This window comes from Rhodococcus sp. H29-C3 (assembly GCF_030063405.1).
Lineage (GTDB): Bacteria > Actinomycetota > Actinomycetes > Mycobacteriales > Mycobacteriaceae > Rhodococcoides.
In genome coordinates, this window is the sequence record NZ_JASITC010000002.1 from 565,220 (window position 1) to 584,157 (window position 18,938).

Annotated in this window: 19 protein-coding genes; 10 read left to right on the forward strand and 9 right to left on the reverse strand. The window is 62.3% G+C overall.

Annotation, left to right across the window (positions count from 1 at the left end):
* The first annotated feature begins 125 nt into the window (after positions 1-125).
* On the forward strand, positions 126-548 hold the full coding sequence (locus tag QMK32_RS06690; RefSeq protein WP_283474004.1) for a hypothetical protein: 423 nt from the start codon (positions 126-128) through the stop codon (positions 546-548).
* 470 nt (positions 549-1,018) lie between these two features.
* Here the strand turns inward: QMK32_RS06690 and QMK32_RS06695 are convergent, their stop codons facing one another.
* On the reverse strand, positions 1,019-1,357 hold the full coding sequence (locus QMK32_RS06695; protein ID WP_283473830.1) for a cupin domain-containing protein: 339 nt from the start codon (positions 1,355-1,357) through the stop codon (positions 1,019-1,021).
* A gap of 29 nt (positions 1,358-1,386) precedes the next feature.
* Positions 1,387-3,129 (reverse strand): molybdopterin-dependent oxidoreductase, encoded by a 1,743-nt coding sequence (locus QMK32_RS06700; RefSeq protein WP_283473832.1) that lies wholly within the window; start codon positions 3,127-3,129, stop codon positions 1,387-1,389.
* A 130-nt stretch (positions 3,130-3,259) separates the two neighbouring features.
* On the opposite strand from QMK32_RS06700, the gene QMK32_RS06705 reads away from it, so the two are divergent.
* The 6 genes from QMK32_RS06705 (at position 3,260) to QMK32_RS06730 (ending at position 10,018) form a co-directional block, all read left to right on the forward strand.
* Complete coding sequence (locus QMK32_RS06705; RefSeq protein WP_283474007.1) at positions 3,260-4,027, forward strand: helix-turn-helix domain-containing protein; 768 nt, start codon at positions 3,260-3,262, stop codon at positions 4,025-4,027.
* A 200-nt stretch (positions 4,028-4,227) separates the two neighbouring features.
* A complete protein-coding gene (locus QMK32_RS06710; RefSeq protein WP_269302006.1) occupies positions 4,228-5,256 on the forward strand; it encodes an iron-siderophore ABC transporter substrate-binding protein in 1,029 nt (342 codons plus the stop codon).
* A 44-nt stretch (positions 5,257-5,300) separates the two neighbouring features.
* A complete protein-coding gene (locus QMK32_RS06715; RefSeq protein ID WP_502943550.1) occupies positions 5,301-6,287 on the forward strand; it encodes a FecCD family ABC transporter permease in 987 nt (328 codons plus the stop codon).
* Between the two features lie 26 nt (positions 6,288-6,313).
* A complete protein-coding gene (locus tag QMK32_RS06720; protein ID WP_283474010.1) occupies positions 6,314-7,327 on the forward strand; it encodes a FecCD family ABC transporter permease in 1,014 nt (337 codons plus the stop codon).
* Positions 7,324-8,148, forward strand: coding sequence for an ABC transporter ATP-binding protein (locus QMK32_RS06725; RefSeq protein WP_283473834.1), 825 nt, complete (start codon positions 7,324-7,326; stop codon positions 8,146-8,148). Before QMK32_RS06720 ends, QMK32_RS06725 begins: the two co-directional genes overlap by 4 nt.
* A gap of 295 nt (positions 8,149-8,443) precedes the next feature.
* On the forward strand, positions 8,444-10,018 hold the full coding sequence (locus QMK32_RS06730) for an AMP-binding protein (RefSeq protein ID WP_283473835.1): 1,575 nt from the start codon (positions 8,444-8,446) through the stop codon (positions 10,016-10,018).
* A 32-nt stretch (positions 10,019-10,050) separates the two neighbouring features.
* Here the strand turns inward: QMK32_RS06730 and QMK32_RS06735 are convergent, their stop codons facing one another.
* Positions 10,051-11,019, reverse strand: a complete 969-nt coding sequence (locus QMK32_RS06735; RefSeq protein ID WP_269302009.1) for a patatin-like phospholipase family protein — start codon at positions 11,017-11,019, stop codon at positions 10,051-10,053.
* A 288-nt stretch (positions 11,020-11,307) separates the two neighbouring features.
* On the opposite strand from QMK32_RS06735, the gene QMK32_RS06740 reads away from it, so the two are divergent.
* Entirely contained in the window at positions 11,308-12,516 is a 1,209-nt protein-coding gene (locus QMK32_RS06740; protein WP_283474012.1) for a hypothetical protein, read from the forward strand.
* Complete coding sequence (locus tag QMK32_RS06745; RefSeq protein WP_283473837.1) at positions 12,513-13,838, forward strand: lipase family protein; 1,326 nt, start codon at positions 12,513-12,515, stop codon at positions 13,836-13,838. The genes QMK32_RS06740 and QMK32_RS06745 overlap by 4 nt, the downstream gene beginning before the upstream one ends.
* 89 nt (positions 13,839-13,927) lie before the next feature.
* On the opposite strand, the gene QMK32_RS06750 is transcribed toward QMK32_RS06745, so the two are convergent.
* The 5 genes from QMK32_RS06750 to QMK32_RS06770 form a co-directional block, all read right to left on the reverse strand.
* Positions 13,928-14,638, reverse strand: a complete 711-nt coding sequence (locus tag QMK32_RS06750) for a thioesterase domain-containing protein (RefSeq protein WP_283473838.1) — start codon at positions 14,636-14,638, stop codon at positions 13,928-13,930.
* A 373-nt stretch (positions 14,639-15,011) separates the two neighbouring features.
* Positions 15,012-15,350, reverse strand: coding sequence for a DUF202 domain-containing protein (locus tag QMK32_RS06755; protein ID WP_283473839.1), 339 nt, complete (start codon positions 15,348-15,350; stop codon positions 15,012-15,014).
* Between the two features lies 1 nt (position 15,351).
* Entirely contained in the window at positions 15,352-15,702 is a 351-nt protein-coding gene (locus tag QMK32_RS06760) for a YidH family protein (protein ID WP_269302012.1), read from the reverse strand.
* 143 nt (positions 15,703-15,845) lie between these two features.
* Positions 15,846-16,532 (reverse strand): SDR family oxidoreductase, encoded by a 687-nt coding sequence (locus tag QMK32_RS06765; RefSeq protein ID WP_283473840.1) that lies wholly within the window; start codon positions 16,530-16,532, stop codon positions 15,846-15,848.
* 26 nt (positions 16,533-16,558) lie between these two features.
* Positions 16,559-17,089: a DinB family protein gene (locus QMK32_RS06770; RefSeq protein ID WP_283473841.1), complete on the reverse strand. Its 531-nt coding sequence runs from the start codon at positions 17,087-17,089 to the stop codon at positions 16,559-16,561.
* Positions 17,090-17,200: 111 nt separating this feature from the next.
* Between QMK32_RS06770 and ggh the strand changes: the two genes are divergently transcribed.
* Positions 17,201-18,538: a glucosylglycerate hydrolase gene (gene ggh, locus QMK32_RS06775; RefSeq protein WP_283473842.1), complete on the forward strand. Its 1,338-nt coding sequence runs from the start codon at positions 17,201-17,203 to the stop codon at positions 18,536-18,538.
* Here ggh and QMK32_RS06780 read toward each other — a convergent pair.
* Positions 18,535-18,918, reverse strand: a complete 384-nt coding sequence (locus tag QMK32_RS06780; protein ID WP_283473843.1) for a VOC family protein — start codon at positions 18,916-18,918, stop codon at positions 18,535-18,537. The two genes, ggh and QMK32_RS06780, sit on opposite strands and share 4 nt — an antisense overlap.
* Positions 18,919-18,938: the final 20 nt, after the last annotated feature.

Below are 18,938 nucleotides of genomic sequence, written 5' to 3' on the forward strand. Positions count from 1 at the left end.
TGGGACATGCAGCCATGGGATCTGGCAATCACTTTCGGACAGTTGCCGAGTGCGACAGCCTGACCGGTGTGCGCGGCGACCGAGGTATCGTCGTGTTCGGCGACAAATACCGATCGGGGGGTTCGATGAGTCTGGCACGCGACATCCAACTGGTTCTGCCGGTGTTCTGGTTGGGCATGGTGATCGCGATTTCGTTCATCGAAGCGCCGATCAAGTTTCGGGCACCGGGGGTGACGCTGGCGATCGGCCTCGGCATCGGTCGTAAGGTGTTCGCGGCGTTGAACATCGTCGAGGTGGTCCTCGCCGTCGCGCTATCGGTCGCGTGGATTTTCGCGGACACGAATGGCTGGTTGCTACTTGTGCTTGTCTCCGCGATCCTGGTGCTCCAGGTCACGGTGGTTCGTCCGCCCCTGACGAAGAGGTCGAACCGGATCCTTGCCGGTGAGGACCTGCCGCGGTCGAATATCCACTTGGCTTACATCGCACTCGAGGTACTCAAAGTCATTCTGCTGATTGCGGTGACTGTCGATCTCCTGGCGCAGATTTAGCTTCCTATTCTAGGATAGGAAGTCCGACTCGCTCCACACGATCACCGGCGAACAGGTGTTCTACCGCCCCACCGACCAGTAGGGCGATCGAGTCCGCGCAGTGGTTAGGGTCCTGCGGCAACAGTCTGGCACCGACGCCGATTCCATGATGTGAACCGCTTCTCCATGATGTGAACCGCTTCGATTTCGCACTTGGGCAGATGAAATGCGCGAATTTATCGGCCCAAGCGCGAATTCAATTCGTTGTTCAGCGTTTGCGCTTGGTTAGCAGTTCCGTCGACTCGCGGCTTTTTTCGCGCTTTTCAGCACGACGCTCTTTGATGCTTTGCGCGGGTTTTCGTAGGTTTCGACCCGGTGTTTTCTCAGCCATTGACGCTCCCTTTTCGAAGTGGCAATCACGATCTGACACCGACCATACCCAGTAAATAAAATAAAGCCAGTCGCGAGCATTTTCTATCCGACGAAATTGACTACGGTGCAATAATTTTCGCTACCGTCAGCAATACTGTCGAGGTCTCGAGCGCTTCGAGCGCGTGACGTGAATTGGGCACGACGAGCAAATCTCCGGCCGAGCCTTCCCAGGCGTCCTCTCCTGCGGTGAGACGGACGCGGCCGTGTAGAACGTGGACGGTTGCCTCACCGGGGTTTTCGTGCTCGGCGAGCACCTGACCGGCGACGAGCGCGACCAACGTTTGGCGCAGGACGTGCTCATGGCCCCCGTACACAGTGTGGGCAGCGCGCCCACTGGACGCCCTTTCGGCGCTAGCTATCTGTTCACGACCCAACGCTGTCAATGATCTCTTGTTCATGTGAATCACTCTCCTTCATCGATCGGCATCTACAGGGTCTGACGGTAGCCGAAGAATTCGTGGTCTTGGTTGTAGCCTCCGAAACCGCCCCCGACGTCGTCGAAGCTGGCGACGAACTCCACACCTTTGATCCATTTGACCTGTTTGAACCCGAGTTGCGTTTCGTTACGCAGCCGTATCGGGGCGCCGTGCCCAAATGTCAGTGGGGCACCGTTCATGTCGTAGGCCAGCATCGACAGGTGATAGGACATCTGGTCGATGGGGTGGGCGTCGTAGTAGACGCCGCCGTCGGAACCGTCGCCGAGGGAGTAGAACACTACCCATTTAGCTTCGGGACGGGGATGAACCTGGTCCATGATGGTCTGCATCGACACTCCACCCCACTTCGCGACGCCGGACCATCCCTGGATGCAGAAATGCTGTGTGATCTGTTCGTGGTGTGGCAAGTCGCGTAGTTGTGCGAGATCGAAATCGCGAGGGTTGTCGACGAGTCCGTTCACTCGCAGCCGATAATCGGTGAAGTCGTTCTCGCGCAAGGCTTGGTACTCGTCGGAGTCGGGATAACGGCCGTTGTGCCAGAAGTACGGCGAGAGATCTGCTTCGGTGTACTCGCCAGGTTTGGCGTCGACATGTTCGAACAGACGCTGAACCGGTCCGATCAGTGCAAACCCGACCCGTTGCACCAGCCGTGGATGGCGCAACGTTATCGGAGTTGCCGCAACCCAACCGGCAATCACGACGATCATCGACACTGCGAAAATCCCCAGGCCGATCCAACTCTGGTCGTCACGTGCTGCGTACATGTGGTTGAGGTTGCGCACCACACCCGTGGTCACGACCATCGTGACGTGTACGACGATGAAGACCAAGAACCAGATCAGCACGAGGAAGTGCAGTGAGCGCGCGGTTTGGATGCTGAGCACTCTGCTGATCCGTCGGAAACGGGTGGACAGCGCAGGCGACATCCCCAATCCCGTGATCATCGCGGCCGGTGCTGCGACGAACACCGTCAAGAAGTACGCCAGCAGTTGCAGGCCGTTGTACGCCACCCAGTGCCCCTCCAGCGGCCAGTCGAGCGAGAGGTATTGGATCAGCACTGAGAATGCATTGGGAAAGACGTCCCAACTGGTCGGAATCACATGTCGCCACTGCCCGGTGGCGAACAACAACACATAGAACACGACACCGTTGAGGAGCCACAGCATGTTGGTGCCGAGATGCCACCACCGCGCCAAACCGATCGAGTGTCGAATGCCCGGCAAGCCGACGTTTCCGGGTAGGGAAATCGAGTCTTCCTTCGCAGTCCACAACGGGTCGGTGGGAACCGGCTTCTGGATTCGGAACCAATCTCGCCCCGGGGTGCTGTGACGGGTCCAGTAGAGCCGAGGGTGGTCGGTGAGGATCTGCACTCCCGACCGAATGATGAAAATCATCAGGAGCAGATTGAGGAAGTGCTGCGCCCCTACCCATGCCGGCAAGGCAGCAGTCTCACCTGCAGCCGCCTCGGAGGTACCGGGATGTTCCTCGATGAACTGCTGCATGAAGTCAGTGCTGCGTAACCCTTTGGCGGCAGCCACCGCGACGATGAGGACGACGAAGCCGATCGGCAGCAACCACAGCAAGTTGAACCATCGGTTGGTACCGATGCGCACCCGCGGAGCGACGCCACTGGCCGGCTGCACCGAACCCGCCCACGTGGCCGGGTCGACCAGATCTTCACCCGACGTCAGTTGCGAGCGAAAGCTCTCGCGGTTTTGTACAGGCTCGACCATCGATGCACGTCCAAACGTTTGCGAGAAAAACGTCGGCCGACCAGCCAGCGCCTGTATGCCCCCTCGGTGGCCTCACCCTAGCCGCCACCGAGATCTTCGGTGCCGTGGCATCCTCGTGTGTGTGACGACGATGGACACACGCACGCTTCCGATTTATGCGGCCGGCGAGATTGCGATGCCGTATGTCATCGACGGCTGGGACGAGGTGATCACAACTGACACCTGGTTCGAGGAGCATTCGCATCCGACCCACGAGCTGCTGTGGAACGAGTGGGGTGCATCCACCGCTACGATCGGCTCGCGCATCTGGACCATCACCACGACGGTGGGCCTGTGGATTCCGGCGGGGCTGTTGCATTCCGGGTGGTTTCCATCTGGAACTCGGATGCGCACGGCACAATTCCGAGTGCAGGATGCCCCGGCGATCGCACCCGATCCCGTCGGCGTCGATATCACCCCGATGCTCCGGCTGCTGCTCGATCGCCTCAACACCGAGCCACTGTCGGATTCTTCGCGTGTCACTACGGAGGCGATGGTGCTCGATGTTCTCGCGCCCACCGCCCGGGAACTGCTCATCCGCATACCGCAGTCCGAGCTGGTGGCACCTATCGTGAGCACTGTTCGAGCTCGCCCCGACGATTCGACGACGCTCGAGCAGTGGGCCCTTCGACTGAAGGTGAGCACTCGAACGATCACTCGCGTTTTTCACGCGGAGACCGGCTCGAGCTTCCGGGAGTGGGTTGCGGGTGTTCGCACTCAGCATGCGATGTCCATGCTGGCTCGAGGCGATGCGATCGAGGAGATAGCCGTCGCGGTGGGCTTTCGGTCCGTGAGCGCGTTCGGTGCGTCTTTCCGGAGAGTCAGCGGTATGAGCCCGGGACAGTTCCGCGCTCAGTAGTACGACCACGGCGTGTCCGTTCGGCGACAAACGCTGTCCATTTGGCGTGATTGCGTACTTACTGAGGGTGCACTATCTTAGGTGAGGAAATCCTTGCTTCACCGGAGTTGCGGCATAGACGTCGGCGTACGCGGGCTTTCCAAACCTGCACTGCCGCAGGACTATGCGCGACGCTCTGCGTCAGAACCCCGAAGGAACTCATGTCCAACGTCTCCCGCTTTCTTGTTCTGTCCGCGGCCGCCGCGCTCACAGTCGGTCTGGCTTCTTGCTCATCCAGCAGCTCGGACGAAGCCTCCCCGACGACCAGCGCGGACTGGACGCCCGTCACCATCGAGCATGCTCTCGGCACGACGAAGATCGAGAACAAGCCCGAGCGCGTCGCCACCGTCAACTGGGCCAACCAAGAGGTGCCGCTGGCGCTTGGGATCGTGCCGGTCGGCATGGCCGCGGCGAACTTCGGTGACGACGACGGCGACGGCATCCTCCCCTGGGTAAGTGAGAAGCTCGACGAACTGGGCGGCGACGCACCGGTCCTCTTCGACGAGACCGACGGCGTCGACTTCGAAGCCGTCGCCGACACTGAGCCCGACGTCATACTGGCAGCGTATTCCGGTCTGACACAAGAAGTTTACGATCAGCTCAGCGATATCGCACCGGTCGTCGCTTACCCGGAAACCGCGTGGGGTACGCCATGGCGCGACATGATCTCGGTCAGCAGTAAGGCGCTCGGCATGGCCGAGGAAGGCCAACAGCTGATCGCCGACCTCGACGCACAGATCGACGATGCCGTGGCACAGCATCCGGCGATCGCCGGCAAGTCGGCAATGTTCCTCACCCACGTCGATACGACGAATTTGAGCGAGGTCAGCTTCTACACCACGCACGACACGCGCGCGAAGTTCTTCGAGGACCTGGGGATGGTCACCCCGCCGAGTGTCGCCGCGGCGTCGGCGTCGACCGACAAATTCAGCCTGAAGCAGAGCGCCGAGCAGGCCGATGCGTTCAGCGACGTGGAGATCATCATCACCTACGGCGGCGACGAGCTGGTCAGTGCGCTCGAGGCCGACCCACTGCTCTCGCAGATGCCCGCAGTGAAGAACGACGCGATCGTCGCACTTCCCAGTGACGGCCCGATCGGCACCGCATCGAACCCGACTCCTTTGTCGATCTCCTGGGTTCTGGAGGACTACCTGGATCTTCTGGATCGAGCAGCTGACTCCGCGCAGTGACGCAGACCCTGACGTCGGAAACAGCACCCGTTCGAAAGCCGGCACTGCTGAAGTCGACCGGACTTATCGTGCTCACCGCAGTGCTCGTGGCGTTGGTTTTCGCCTCGATCACGGTCGGTTCACGTGAGGTCGGGTTCGACGACATCATCGCGGCCCTGGGTGGATCCAAGGAAGGGTTCGACCAGGCCGCGGTGGCCACGAGACTTCCGCGCACGGTGCTGGCCCTCCTGGCCGGTGCAGCGTTGGGTATCTCCGGTGCGGTCATGCAGGGAGTGACGCGTAATCCGTTGGCGGACCCCGGAATTCTCGGTGTGAACATGGGCGCTTCACTTGCGGTTGTCAGTGGCATCACGTTCTTCGGTCTCGCTGCGGCGACGAGTTTCGTCTGGGTGGCCATCCTCGGAGCAGCCGTCACTGCGGTGTTCGTCTACGCCATCGGGTCCCTCGGGCGCGGCGGTGCGACGCCGTTGAAGTTGGCGTTGGCCGGTGCCGTCACCTCGGCTGCGCTCATTTCCTTCGTCAGTGCAATTGCGTTGCCGCGCAGCGACTTGGCAGGCGGCATCCGGTCGTGGCAGATCGGTGGAGTCGGCGGTGCTGTCTTCGACAGAATCTGGATGATCCTGCCGTTCCTACTCGTCGGGTTCGCGATCTCCCTCGCATCGGCTCGTGGCCTCAACTCGCTGGCGCTGGGCGACGAGCTCGCTGCCGGTCTCGGCGAACGCGTCGCACTCACGCGTGGGGCCGCGGCAGCAGGTGCGGTCATTCTGTGCGGGGCAGTCACTGCCGTCACGGGTCCAATCGGATTTGTGGGGCTTGTGGTTCCGCACGTATGCCGGCTGATCGTCGGCGTCGACCATCGGTGGTTGCTTCCGTATTCGGCACTCGGTGGGGCGGTGCTTCTCACTGCCGGGGACATCGTCGGACGCATCGTCGCCCGGCCGGCCGAGATCGACGTCGGCATCATCACCGCGCTCGTCGGAGCACCGTTCTTCATCTACATCGTTCGACGCCAGAAGGTATCCGCATTGTGAGCGTCGTAGATCGGCCCACCGTAGAGATGGTGGCCCGCGGCCGCAGCAGCCGCTCGAAACGTCGACGAACGACGATGGCAGTGTTGGCACTGCTCATCGTGTGCGGTTTCGCGGTCACCCTGATGGTGGGTCGGACCTTCTACCCACCGGCCGAGGTAGTCCGCGTTCTTCTCGGTCAGGACGTGGCCGGGGCAAGCTATACCGTCGGCCGCCTTCGACTTCCCCGCGCGGTCCTCGCGATCACCGCCGGGTTCTGCTTCGGCATCGCGGGCGTGACCTTTCAGACGATGCTGCGCAATCCACTCGCCAGTCCCGACATCATCGGAATCAGCGCCGGGTCCAGTGCCGCAGCCGCATTCGCGATCGTCACTCTCGGACTCGGTGCGACGCAGGTATCGATTTTCGCCATCGTCAGTGGGTTGGCGGTGGCGCTGATGGTCTACGTGCTCTCGTTCAAGGACGGGATCGTCGGCACCCGCTTGATTCTCATCGGCATCGGTATTGCCGCGATGCTCGACAGCGTCACCGCCTACATCCTCTCCCGCGCAGGTCAATGGGATCTGCAGGAGGCGACACGGTGGTTGACGGGCAGTCTCAACGGAACAACGTGGTCCTCCGTCGTACCCGTTCTCGTGGCCATGGCCGTCCTGACGCCAGTGCTGTTGATGCAGAGCCGGAACCTTGCCGTCACACAGCTCGGTGACGATATGGCTCCTGCTCTCGGGGTGCGGGTCAGTCGAACACGGCTGATCGTCATCGTGGCAGCCGTCGGGCTCATAGCTTTCGCGACGGCGGCGACGGGACCGATTGCGTTCGTGGCCTTCCTGTCCGGTCCCATAGCCGCACGCATCGTCGGAGCGGCCGGGTCTTTGCTGGTTCCCGCTGGGCTCGTCGGTGCGCTGCTTGTTCTCGTTGCCGATTTTGTCGGTCAGTACGGCCTGGGCACCCGCTATCCGGTGGGGATCGTCACCGGTGTCCTCGGTGCGCCGTACCTCATCTACCTCATCATCCGTAGCAACCGCGTCGGAGGCACACTGTGACCACCACCCATTCACTCGAGATCGAGCATCTGACCCTCGGCTACGGGGACCGAACCGTGATCGGCGACCTCGATCTGTCGGTGTCTCCGGGGAAGATCACCTCGATCGTCGGCGCGAACGCCTGCGGCAAATCGACTCTGCTGCGGTCGATGTCGCGGCTGCTGAAACCGCAGCACGGGCATGTCCTGCTCGACGGCCGAGACGTGCATCGGCTGCCGGCGAAGGCATTGGCCCGCGTCCTCGGTCTGCTCCCACAGTCACCGATCGCCCCCGAGGGCATCACCGTCAGCGATCTCGTCGGCCGTGGACGCCATCCACATCAGGGAATGTTCGCGCGATGGTCCCGTGAGGACGACGTCGTAGTCGCCGACGCGCTCGATCTCACCCAGACCGCAGCGTTGGCCGACCGTGCCGTCGACGAGCTGTCCGGTGGTCAGCGCCAACGAGTGTGGATCGCGATGGCCCTCGCGCAACACACGGATCTACTGCTGCTCGACGAGCCGACGACGTTCCTCGACGTCAGCCACCAGGTGGAAGTACTCGATCTGCTCACCGACCTCAACCGCAGACGCGGCACGACGATTGTGATGGTGCTGCACGATCTGAATCTTGCCACCCGTTACTCGGACCACCTGATTGCGTTGGCGGACGGACACATTCACGCCTCGGGCAGTCCGGGTGAAGTGTTGACAGAGGACTGCGTACGCACTGTCTTCGGGTTGAACAATCGCATCATCGTCGACCCGACATCCGGAAAGCCGCTCATGCTTCCCCTGGGTCGGCATCATGTGAAGGCGGCTGTCCAGTCCGTCGGGAGTTAGAGCAATCGTCCGCCGCACAGCGCTTCGGGAAGAACCGGCTTCGAGAAGAACCGGCTTCGAGAAGAACCGGATTCGGCTACCGATCGCTTCGATCGCAGGCAGGATCTCCTCGCCTACCCGCAGGCCACCACGTCAGCAGGAAGAAGGATCGCGGATAGCTCGACCCGAGCCTCGAACCAGGTGTGACTTCGCTTACCCTCTAAGGCGTCACCGAACCGTGGGCACCTGCCCGTCTCACCGTTCCGGTTGCGTTATCCGTTTCGGAACCGGGCAGGCCGAGCAGAAGGAAGACCAGATGCCAGACGAGTTTGCTGACCTCCACCGGCCGATTTACGCTCCGGACCTGCTCCTTACCGCCCTCGAACGGAACCACGACAAGCCGGCGTTGTACATCGGCGACGTTGTTCTCACCGGCGGACAGATGCGCGATCAGATCAGCTGTTTCGCCCAAGCACTCGCGTCGCTCGGCATCACCCAGGGCACCAGCACGGTGATGCTGTCCAAGAATCGTCCCGAAGTGCTCGTCAGCATGGGCGCAACCATGATCACCGGTTGTCGCGCCAGCGCCCTCAATCCGATGGGTTCACTAGACGACCACAAGTACATCGTCGACGACGCCGAGATCGAGACCCTCATCTTCGATCCCGACGCTTTCGAGGACCGCGCCGCAGAGTTGAAAGCGTCGTCGCCGTCGTTGACCACGATCCTGTCGATGGGGCCCTCCAAGGTGGGCATCGACATTCTGGCTCTCGCGGCCACATTCGAGCCTGCCGCTCTCACAGCCGCGCACGTCGATGCCGAGGACGCCAGCAGCATGGTGTACACCGGTGGCACCACAGGAAAGCCCAGAGGCGTTGTCGGATCCTTCCGTTCAGGCGCCGCGCTCAATCAGATCCAGATGTCGGAATGGCAATGGCCCGAGGAGAACCGTTTCCTCATCTGCACGCCGCTATCGCATGCCGGTGCCGCGTTCTTCACTCCGACGCTGCTGCGCGGAGGCGCGCTGATCGTCCTGCCTGCTTTCGAACCCGGAGCGGTTCTCGAGGCGATCGAAAAGCACAAGATCACCGCAACCATGTTGGTGCCCACCATGATCTACATGCTCATGGACCATCCGGACCTCGAGAAACGGGACGTCTCCAGTCTGCAGACGCTTTTCTACGGGGCATCCGCGATGTCGCCGGCACGTTTGCAGGAAGGCATCGAGAAGTTCGGTCAGATCTTCTTCCAGTTCTACGGTCAGACCGAGTGCGGCATGACCATCTCGGTGCTCCGTAAGGAAGAGCACCTCGCCGACGACCCCGCCCGACTTGCCACGTGTGGCCGTCCGGTGGCGTGGCTCGACGTCCGACTGCTCGACGACGACTTGAACGAAGTGCCGCAGGGCGAACTGGGCGAGATCTGTGTCCGAGGCCCCTTGGTGATGAAAGGGTATTGGAAGAAACCTGTCGAGACCGCAGAAGCCTTCCGCGGCGGCTGGCTGCACACCGGCGACATCGCGCGCAAGGACGTCGACGGCTTTCTGTCCATCGTCGATCGCAAGAAGGACATGATCGTGACCGGCGGCTTCAATGTGTTTCCGCGCGAGATCGAGGACGTGATCTCCGCGCACCCGTCTGTCGCCTCCGTGGCGGTTGTGGGTGTACCGGACGACAAGTGGGGTGAAGCCGTCAAAGCGTGCGTGGTTCTGCGCGGCGGGCTCACTGTCGCGACGGACGAGCTGGTCGAGCGGGTGAAAGCAGCCAAGGGGTCAGTGCACGCACCCAAGAGCATTGATTTCGTGGACAGCCTGCCGCTGACACCGCTCGGTAAACTCGACAAGAAGGCACTACGCGCGCGGTACTGGGAGGCCAGCGACCGCGCTGTGTAGGAGTGGATTTTCCCATCATGCAGTCCCGGATTTCAGACCGGAGGTGTCCGGCAGGCGGTGAGGTAGTCGGCGAAATCCCAGGTGCTCAGAAACTGTTGCGCAGCACGGACACCGTTGTTGTAGAGGGTCTGTCTTTGCGCGTCGGTGATGTCGAAATCCACGGCGCTGATCGACTCGGTAGGGACGAACACCGTGCGCCGCACCGTGCAGGGTGAATCGACGTAGGCGGCGTCCTGGTTGGTGAACAAGGTGTCGATCGCGGCTATACCGAGGGCCAGGGGCCCGCGCACGTGATGGGTAGCCGGGGGTGTGCCCGGTCGTGCGGTGAGCCGCACACCGAATGTCGGCCAGCGAGGCTCTACGGTGTCGGTCCGGTCGAACAATCCGACGGGGAAGTCGGAGAGCAGTCCGCCGTCGACCCAGGTTGCGCCCGAAACTTGGACGGGTCGGAAGAGGAACGGGATCGCCGCCGAGGCCCGCACCGCCTTTGCGACTGGGAAGGTATCGGGGTCGATGTCGTAGAGCGGTAGGTCCCACGGGATCCGGACAAGACGTTTCCGGGAGAGGTCGCTGGCGGTCACCACCAGCGAATATGCGTAGCTCAGCGGTTCCTCGCCGGTGCGTAGATCGCCGAAAGTGTGGACACCGAATTCGGCGAGAGTATCGGTGAGGAGGTCTTCGAGATAGGCCCCCTGATAGAGCCCGTCCGAGATGAGCAACGAAAGGACGCCGCCGATGAGAGGCACGCGCCCGAGCAGTGACGGGTCGGTCAGTTTGCGGTAGTCGACGCGCTGCGCAATCTCCGGCAATCGCGTCAAGGGCTCCTTGGCGTGCTGCAAAGCAGCCACCAAAGCCGCGACGACCGCACCGGCGCTGGACCCGGCGACGCGCGGAAAGCCATAGCCCGACTCGGCGAGCGCATGAACAGCTCCGACGAGGCCGATGCCTTTGACCCCGCCGCCTTCACAGACCAGATCTGCCTGACGGACCGCTGTCGTCACCACACCAACGGTACGCGCGAAGAACAGTGGTCAACGGTGTTTTGCACCAGCAGATCAGGAACCACAGGTGGCTGCACGTTGTCTGTGTAGAGTCTTCCCCTGTTCGGCGGATGGTTCCAGAAACTGACGCGGTGTAGCGGATTTTCGAGGGATCGGGTCCGCGCCCGCCGAACCGCTGGATCCCCGGATTGTCCTCTTGCAGGAGTGAAGTTGTCGACTCGAACCCCCGTCCGCACCGCACGTCCAAGATGGAGCAGGGCGATCGCCACGGCCACCGCCGCCGTGCTCATGATGCCGCTGGGCGTCGGGTTCGCAGACGCGACCCCCGCCATCTCCGCAGAACTTGCGCCATTCCTGGATCTGCCGCTCATCAACCGCGATGCGGGCCACGGCCCGGGCGGTGTGAATCCGGCGTTGCCCTATGACAAGGCACAACTCGAGAATCTGCTGGAGCGAGCGGATAGCGAGGGTGTCGATCCGCCCCGTTATGCGGCGTTGCTGCTGCAGTACCGCCTGGTCGATGTCACCGAGGCTGCCGGCATCGACCTCATGACCTGGGACCCGCGTGCGGGCGTCGAGGCCAACCGGCAGAACCTGATCGACTCCTACAGCTACTACGTGGGTCTGCAGTTGAGCCACCGCGAGTTGCAGTGGGCTGGTATGGGCGGACTCGTGGGCGCAGATTTCGGTGGCGGCCTGATCGACTTCGAGCTGATGTCCGGGATCTACGATTTCCCCGGGATGGCGCAGGCAGCCAACGCCATCGTCGAGCAGACCCTTCAGGTGCTCGGCCCCGAAGCGGTGGCTCTTCTGCCCAAGGGGCTGCAGGCGCTCGCTCGATCGGGTGCCACCATCACCCCCGAGGACCTGCAGCAGACCCTCGGCGAGATCTTGGTGATGCAGAAGAACATCTTTTCCGACCTGATGCCCATGCACCATGCGTATGTCACCGAGGGCCTCCCCGCGCTGGAACAGATGCACCGCGCCGGGCTGTTCGACGACACCGTCCTCAACGCCTGGAGCGATGTCGCCTCGGGTGACCATGACCGCATCGCCGCAGGCAACCGCGTGCTGCTGCAGCGCGAGCAGGGCGAGGTGATCAGGTCGCAATGGGACGACGTCCGCAACTACAAGGGCGACGTCGGCGAGGCCATCACCTACGCGTCGACCATCGCCGCCTCGCCGTCGGTGGCCGGGGTAGTCGCGCCGCGCTCGTACAAGCCGGTCGCCATCAGTGCCACGCTGGCCGACGGGCGCGTCGCTACCCTGACCACGCCGCTCCCCAGCTGGAATTGGTCGGTATTCGATCAGCGGTGGGACTACATCTCCGCCGAGCTACTGCCCAAGTACAAGGCGATAATGGCGAACAATTGGCCGCAGCTCGAGTCCGAGCTGCGCGAGCCATACGATCAGAAGCTCGAGGGCGCACGCCCGCTGCGGAACATTCCGCAGATTCTCCAATCTGCACTGGAGGGAACCACGGTGACGTTCGCATGAAACGCGCAACCACACTTTTCACAGCCACGGTCGCCTCCATCGCAGTCGTCTTCGGCGCGCAGTCGGTGGCACAGACGGAACCGGTGAGCACCCCCGGGCTCGACGAGATTTTCACCGACTACACGACGGGCATGCTCGAGGACGGCGAGTTCGCCACGGTGGACGAGATCACTGAAGCGCTGACGCCCAACGACTCTTTCTACGACGAGCCTGAGCTGACCGGCAACGAGGCTCCCGGAATGCTGCTCGAGTCGCAGCCCGTGCAGGTGATGTTCGCCGGTTTCCAGCCGGGCAACCTCGACGCCTACAAGGTCATGTACGTGACCCGCGGCGTCGACGACATGCCGGCGATCAGCACCGGTATCTTGCTGATCCCGATCGACGGCCGAGACAACGTGGACCGCCCGATCATCGGCTACCAGGAAGCCAACGACAGCGTCGGCGCCTACTGCCACCCGAGCAGCCTGTGGACCGGCGCGAATCCCCTCGATAGCGCAACGTGGTCGGCGGTGGGGCCACTGACGCTGATGCTCGACAAGGGCTACGCAGTCATGATCAGCGACGTCGGCAATGGCGGTGACTCGGACCCGCACGGCGTGTTCGCGGGCAAGTTCGGCGGACAGTCCAATCTCGACGGGCTTCGCGCCGCACTGCAGGTACAGGAGACGGGTCTGAGCAAGGAGGCGCCGATCGGTATCTTCGGCATCGCGGGAGGCGGCGTCGGCGCCGCAGTGGCCGCAGAGATCCAACAGGAGTATGCGCCCGAGCTCAACGTCAAGTCCGCCGTGCTCGAGGGCATGGTCGTCAACCAAAAGAACTTCATGCGCACCGCCGACGGTTCCGTAGGCTCCGGCTTCGCGTTCGCCAACCTGCTGGGCCTCGAGCCCTGGTACCCGGAGATGAAGATCGACGAAAAGCTCACTCCGATCGGCAAGGAGATCGCTTCCTTCTACCGCACGCAGTGCCAGACACCGGCGTACTTCGCCATGCCCTTCGTGCCGTTGCAGACGCTGTTCATCGACGGACAGAGCCCCGTCGACATCCCCGATTTCCAGCCGGCTTTCGAGGACAACAAGCTCGGCAAGCGTGCGCCGCAGGCCAAAGTCCTCATCACCTCATGTGGCGCCGACGACTCGCCGATGTCCTTGGTGCCCGCGCAGGACTCCCGAGACCTCGTCGAGAAGTACCGGGCCGGGGGCACCGACGTGACATATGCGCCTAGCGACTGCTCGATGAGCAAGACCCTCACGGACCCGTACGGGTGGGGCACCGACCTGTACGGCATGCAGACAATGGACTGGCTCGATTCGACGCTGCGGTGAGATTCCACGTTGCATCGACCTGATCTGTGGGTTGACCTGCCTCGATACGGCCATCGGCTCTACGTTCGATGTGAGGTTCCCGGCGCGGCTCAGGTGTAGCTGTTCACCAGTGGCCCGACGATCTCGAACGCGGCGGCGTCGGGGACCAAGTACTTGACGACCGTCCCACTGATGAAGGGGTGCCAGGCCGGCCCGGCGTCGGATCCCTCTGCCGAGACGACTAGGGCGCTGCCAACGTAGACGCCGGGGAAGTGTCCGTGCGCCAGGGCTTCGTTGTGGGTGGCGACGGCGAGGAGTTCCTCGGCGTGGCTTCGATCTATATCGTCGCTCATGCCGGCCAACAACTCGTGCTGGAGCTCAGCGGGGGTGCCGACGGTGCGGGACTGCAGCGGATCGCTGCCGAGCAGGGTCAGGCTGTCCACTGCGACGCCGTGCCCCTGCATGACGACGGCTACTGCGTGGGCGAGAAGGCCACCGAAGGAGAGTCCGAGAAGGTGGATCGGTCGCACACTGTTGGCGGCGAGAATCTTATCGGCGTAGTAAGCCGCGAGAGCCGTCAGCGACTTCCAATTCTCACCGGGTGTGGGCGCTTGAACACCGTAGATAGGCTGCTCTTCGTCCAGGTGCGCAGCCAATGACGCGTAGCAGGAGGCGAGTCCGTCGATCGGATGAATGCAGAAGACGGGTGCCCGTGTTCCCGCGACGCGGATCGGCAGAATCGTCGGCCTCGGATACGTGGTGGATGACCGGTCGACGATTCCCGTGATAGAGGGGTGCGAGAGATCGTTGACGACGGTCATGCTGAACCTCCGGGATCAAAAGTCTTCGGTCATTCGGCCGCGTGTGCGAACAACCTGTGAAGTTCGTATGCGCCGATCGACGAGTATGTCGCCGGAGGGGGCGCAGGTGTTACCTGCATCTCATCGATTATTCCATGATCGCGGTGTACAAAAGCCGGATCCGAAGATCTTATCGGGCGAAATACCTGCTCAGGCTGCATGGGCTCGCCGACGTTGCTTCAACGAATTACATAGTGGTAATTCAGGATTCGAGAGATGGATCAAAGTCGTGGACGCAGGGGATCGCCGGAACCTACTTGCATCTCATTGGCAGGAAAGACCGAGGCTCGGCACGCTCGTCGGACGGAATCACCGGACGGGATGAAGTGCCGGTTCATTTGAGCAAGATCCACAACCCTGACGCGCTCAGTACGATCAGACTCATCGCCAGCACGCCACCCATCGCCAACGCAGGTGTTGCCTTTTCGGTTGTGAACAGCGCCAAGCGTGCAGGCCTCGAACGGCGTTCGAATATCGTCACTGCGATTATCAGCAAAGCGGCAATCAATGGCCCGATCAATGATGCCGCTCCGAATGGTGGCAGCCATCGCAAACATGCTGCGGACAAACCTAGGATCGACAAACTTGTACGCACAAATGAAAGCGACGTGCGTTCGGACTGCAGACCCCCGTCCGGAGACTTCGGCACGTTTTCGGAACGAAGCGTGGTCATTTCAGCTCACGACGCCAATCACCAGTACCGTTGCACAGATCACCAGGATCACCCCCACCGCCGGAGCCATCAAGGGAATCGGAAGCGTGCGTTCCGCTCTCAACGCTCGTTCCGAACTGATCCAGTGAAAAAACGAGGTGACAGTGATCAATGCTCCACCGATCAACAGTAAGGCTGCCAAAGCAGAACGCGTTGTCGACGGAAGGATGTCGGCGCCGAAAGCTTCGAGTCCGACACCCGATGCCACAAATGCCGTCGCGGTGCGAATCCAGGCCAGGTACGTCCGTTCGTTGGCGAGCGTGAATCGCGGATCTGGGTCTTTTCCTGAAACAAAAGGTTTCCAGCTACCCATACTTTGCATTCCTATCTCGAGGAGACCCGTGTTGGATATTTCGTTGTACAGACTGCAGGCGGTCTTGTAATTCTTCAGGGGTAGCTGTCACCCACGTCCGGTGCTGCTGTGGTGAGGATATCGGTGACGGGCTCGGTTGTTGTCTACCTCGACCTGAGCACGATCTCGGTCGGATGGGTGTCGGCTGGGGTGTCGATAGCGTTCCGAACGGCCAGCGCGACGGATCCCGCCTGCAGAAACTTCGACCCGTCGTATTCCCCGCCTTCGTGCTCGACGATTGCGCGTTGCATATCGGTGTCGATCCTCCCGGGGTGCACCGACGTCACACGCAACGACGGCTCTTCCTGGCGCAGCGCATCGGCGAAGGCCCGCAACGCGAATTTCGACGCCGCATATCCGCCCCACCCAGGGTTGGCCCGGATGCCGGCACCCGAATTGATCAGGACCACATGTCCGCCAGCGCGCCGCAGTGCAGGCAGCAATAGCTGGGTCAGTGCAACCACCGACAGGACATTGCTCTCGTACTGGCGACGCCAATCCTCGACCGACGACTCCTCGATCGTGCCGAGTGCCGCGATGCCGGCGTTGTGTACCAGAACATCGAGCGACTCAATCGGCTGCACTGCGGCGGCGACGGCGTCGTGATCGGTGAGATCCACCGGCCAGGGCGTGCCGGTACCGAGTTCGCCGGCGATCGAAGCGAGTGATTCCGAAGACCGTCCGCCCAGGTACACGTGGTGATCGGATGCAAGTTGCCGCGCAATCGCCGCACCGAGGCCTCGGCTCGCACCCGTCACCAAAGCTGTTCGAGCCAATGCTGCTGCAGTCATGAGTCCAAACTAGTCATTGCGCTTACCTAGTCGAACGTCATGCCTGCTTCGGCCCCCATGGACATCGTCGTGTTCCCGCCGTCGAGGGATTCCCGGATGATGTCGGCGTGGCCGGCGTGCTGAGCGCACTCTCGCAAGATGTGGAGCAGGGTGTAGCGCACCGACTGCCACGAGCGTTCCGGAGCCCACGGCGCGGTCGGGAGTGGTACCTGGACGTCGAGGTCGAGGTCGAGATCGGCGATTGCCGCTTCCGATGCGGCAGCGACCAGGGCGAACTCCTCGACGAGGCCGGCGACGCTCTGGCCCGGACTCATCACGTATTCGGTCTCCATTCGGGACAAGTCGAACTCGGCGGATTCATCCATGGCAGCGATGATTCCCATCCAGGAACGCTCGTTGTTGACGACGTGGTTGAGCAGTCCGCCGAGGGTGAGGTCGCTGACGGTTGTTCGTTGGCTGGCCTGCTCATCGGTGATCCCCCGAACCGTGTACAGAAAGTTCTTGCGCTGGTCGGCGAGCATTCTTGCAATGTCGGCCTTCTCACCGGTGAGTGTCATGAAAGTTCCCTTCGTTGCTGGTGAAGACAAAGGTACGAGCGATTGCGGACAAGTTCAGTCCTCGATCGAGTCCGATGCGCGAGAAACCCAAAACAGACGCAAACTAGAACCATGGGCGACCGTGGATTCACTTCGACACAACTGGCCGCTCGAGCTGCTTATCTTCTCCGCGGCAACGACTTGGGCACCATGACCAGCGCCGCACCGCGGCTGTATCCACATATGTGGAGCTGGGATGCGGCCTTCGTGTCGGTCGGACTCGCGCCGCTCAGCGTCGAACGAGCCGTGGTGGAGCTGGATACCCTGCTGTCCGCGCAGTGGAAGAACGGCATGATTCCGCACATCGTCTTCGCCAACGGCGTCGACGGCTACTTCCCTGGACCAGCGCGGTGGGAGACGAGGGAACTGGCCGTACACGCGCCAGTCGGGCCGCAGACGTCGGGGATCACGCAGCCGCCGGTGCATGCCATTGCGGTGCAGCGCATCCTCGATCACTCGAAGCGACACGGTCGGACCACTCGGGCCGTCGCCGAGGAGTTTCTGGATCGTCGGTGGGAGAACCTCGTCCGGTGGCATCGATGGCTCGCCACGGCGCGCGACATCGAGGGCAGCGGCCGCATCACGTTGTTCCATGGCTGGGAGTCGGGCATGGACAACTCCCCGCGCTGGGATAGCTCGTATGCCAATGTCGTCGCCGGGCAGATGCCGCCCTACGTCCGCGAGGACCACGCGGTGATCACCGATCTGTCGATGCGTCCGAGCAACAGTGAATACGACCGCTACATCTGGTTGGTCGAAGAGATGAAACAAGTGGGCTACGACGACGCGGTGCTGGCAGAAAAGATGAGCTTCGCCGTGGAGGACGTTTTCGTCAGCGCCATCTTCTCGATGGCGTGCGATGTGCTCGCGACCATCGGTGAGGAGCATTCCAAACCACACTCCGACGTCCGAGACCTGCGCGAGTGGGCCGAGAAGTTTCGCAAGGGCGTAGTCGCAACGACCGATCAGCGTTCCGGGGCGGCCCGAGACTACGACGTCCGGGCGGGCCGCTGGATCTCCACCGACACGATCGCGATGTTCGCTCCCCTGCTGTGCGGAGGGTTGCCACGCGAACAGGAACGCACGCTATTGCGGATGTTCGAAGGCACCCGATTCTGCGGACATCCGGATCTGCTGTTCGCTGTTCCGCCGTCGACGTCGCCGGTCTCGAAAGACTTTCGCGCACGGGAGTATTGGCGCGGACCGGTGTGGCCGGTCATGACCTGGTTGTTCTCGTGGGCATTCTCCCGGCGTGGATGGGCCGAGCGGTCGTTGACGCTGCGTGAAGAAGGACTGCGTCAGGCCAGCGACGGGAGTTTCGCCGAGTACTACGAGCCGTTCACCGGTGAACCGCTCGGCAGTATGCAGCAGTCGTGGACGGCGGCAGCGGTACTGGACTGGCTCGGCTAGCTGCTGCCCCAGTTCTCGGCTTTCGTCAGACAGAAGGGATGGCCGGCCGGGTCCAGTAGCACCCGCCACGTTTCGCCCGGTTGGTCCTCGGGGAGGCTCGCGCCGAGTTCGACGGCCTTCTTCGCCGCATCGTCGAGGTCCGTCACCGCAAGATCGAAGTGATATTGCTTGCTGCCGTGCGTATTGGGCCACGCCGGTGCAACGTAGTCCTCGACGCGGCCGAATCCAAGGGCACTGCTCGGGCCGTCGAGCATCGCGTAGTCCCTCTCGGAATGGACGACGCTCCAGCCGAGTAGTTCAGACCAGAACTTCGCGCTGCTCGGCGGGTCGGGGCAGTCCAGGGTGACCATCTTCAGTGTTGCGACAGGCGTGTCTGTCATCTGCTTTTCTCCTGCCAACG

Excerpts from the sequence above, each read along its gene's own strand:
- QMK32_RS06720 (WP_283474010.1), top strand. The coding sequence starts at position 6,314 with ATGGTGGCCCGCGGCCGCAGCAGCCGCTCGAAACGTCGACGAACGACG.
- QMK32_RS06745 (WP_283473837.1), top strand. The coding sequence starts at position 12,513 with ATGAAACGCGCAACCACACTTTTCACAGCCACGGTCGCCTCCATCGCA.
- QMK32_RS06705 (WP_283474007.1), top strand. The coding sequence starts at position 3,260 with ATGGACACACGCACGCTTCCGATTTATGCGGCCGGCGAGATTGCGATG.
- QMK32_RS06740 (WP_283474012.1), top strand. The coding sequence starts at position 11,308 with ATGATGCCGCTGGGCGTCGGGTTCGCAGACGCGACCCCCGCCATCTCC.
- QMK32_RS06770 (WP_283473841.1), bottom strand. The coding sequence starts at position 17,089 with ATGACACTCACCGGTGAGAAGGCCGACATTGCAAGAATGCTCGCCGAC.
- QMK32_RS06760 (WP_269302012.1), bottom strand. The coding sequence starts at position 15,702 with ATGGGTAGCTGGAAACCTTTTGTTTCAGGAAAAGACCCAGATCCGCGA.
- ggh (WP_283473842.1), top strand. The coding sequence starts at position 17,201 with ATGGGCGACCGTGGATTCACTTCGACACAACTGGCCGCTCGAGCTGCT.
- QMK32_RS06700 (WP_283473832.1), bottom strand. The coding sequence starts at position 3,129 with ATGGTCGAGCCTGTACAAAACCGCGAGAGCTTTCGCTCGCAACTGACG.
- QMK32_RS06780 (WP_283473843.1), bottom strand. The coding sequence starts at position 18,918 with ATGACAGACACGCCTGTCGCAACACTGAAGATGGTCACCCTGGACTGC.
- QMK32_RS06750 (WP_283473838.1), bottom strand. The coding sequence starts at position 14,638 with ATGACCGTCGTCAACGATCTCTCGCACCCCTCTATCACGGGAATCGTC.
- QMK32_RS06755 (WP_283473839.1), bottom strand. The coding sequence starts at position 15,350 with ATGACCACGCTTCGTTCCGAAAACGTGCCGAAGTCTCCGGACGGGGGT.
- QMK32_RS06730 (WP_283473835.1), top strand. The coding sequence starts at position 8,444 with ATGCCAGACGAGTTTGCTGACCTCCACCGGCCGATTTACGCTCCGGAC.
- QMK32_RS06695 (WP_283473830.1), bottom strand. The coding sequence starts at position 1,357 with ATGAACAAGAGATCATTGACAGCGTTGGGTCGTGAACAGATAGCTAGC.
- QMK32_RS06710 (WP_269302006.1), top strand. The coding sequence starts at position 4,228 with ATGTCCAACGTCTCCCGCTTTCTTGTTCTGTCCGCGGCCGCCGCGCTC.
- QMK32_RS06765 (WP_283473840.1), bottom strand. The coding sequence starts at position 16,532 with ATGACTGCAGCAGCATTGGCTCGAACAGCTTTGGTGACGGGTGCGAGC.
- QMK32_RS06690 (WP_283474004.1), top strand. The coding sequence starts at position 126 with ATGAGTCTGGCACGCGACATCCAACTGGTTCTGCCGGTGTTCTGGTTG.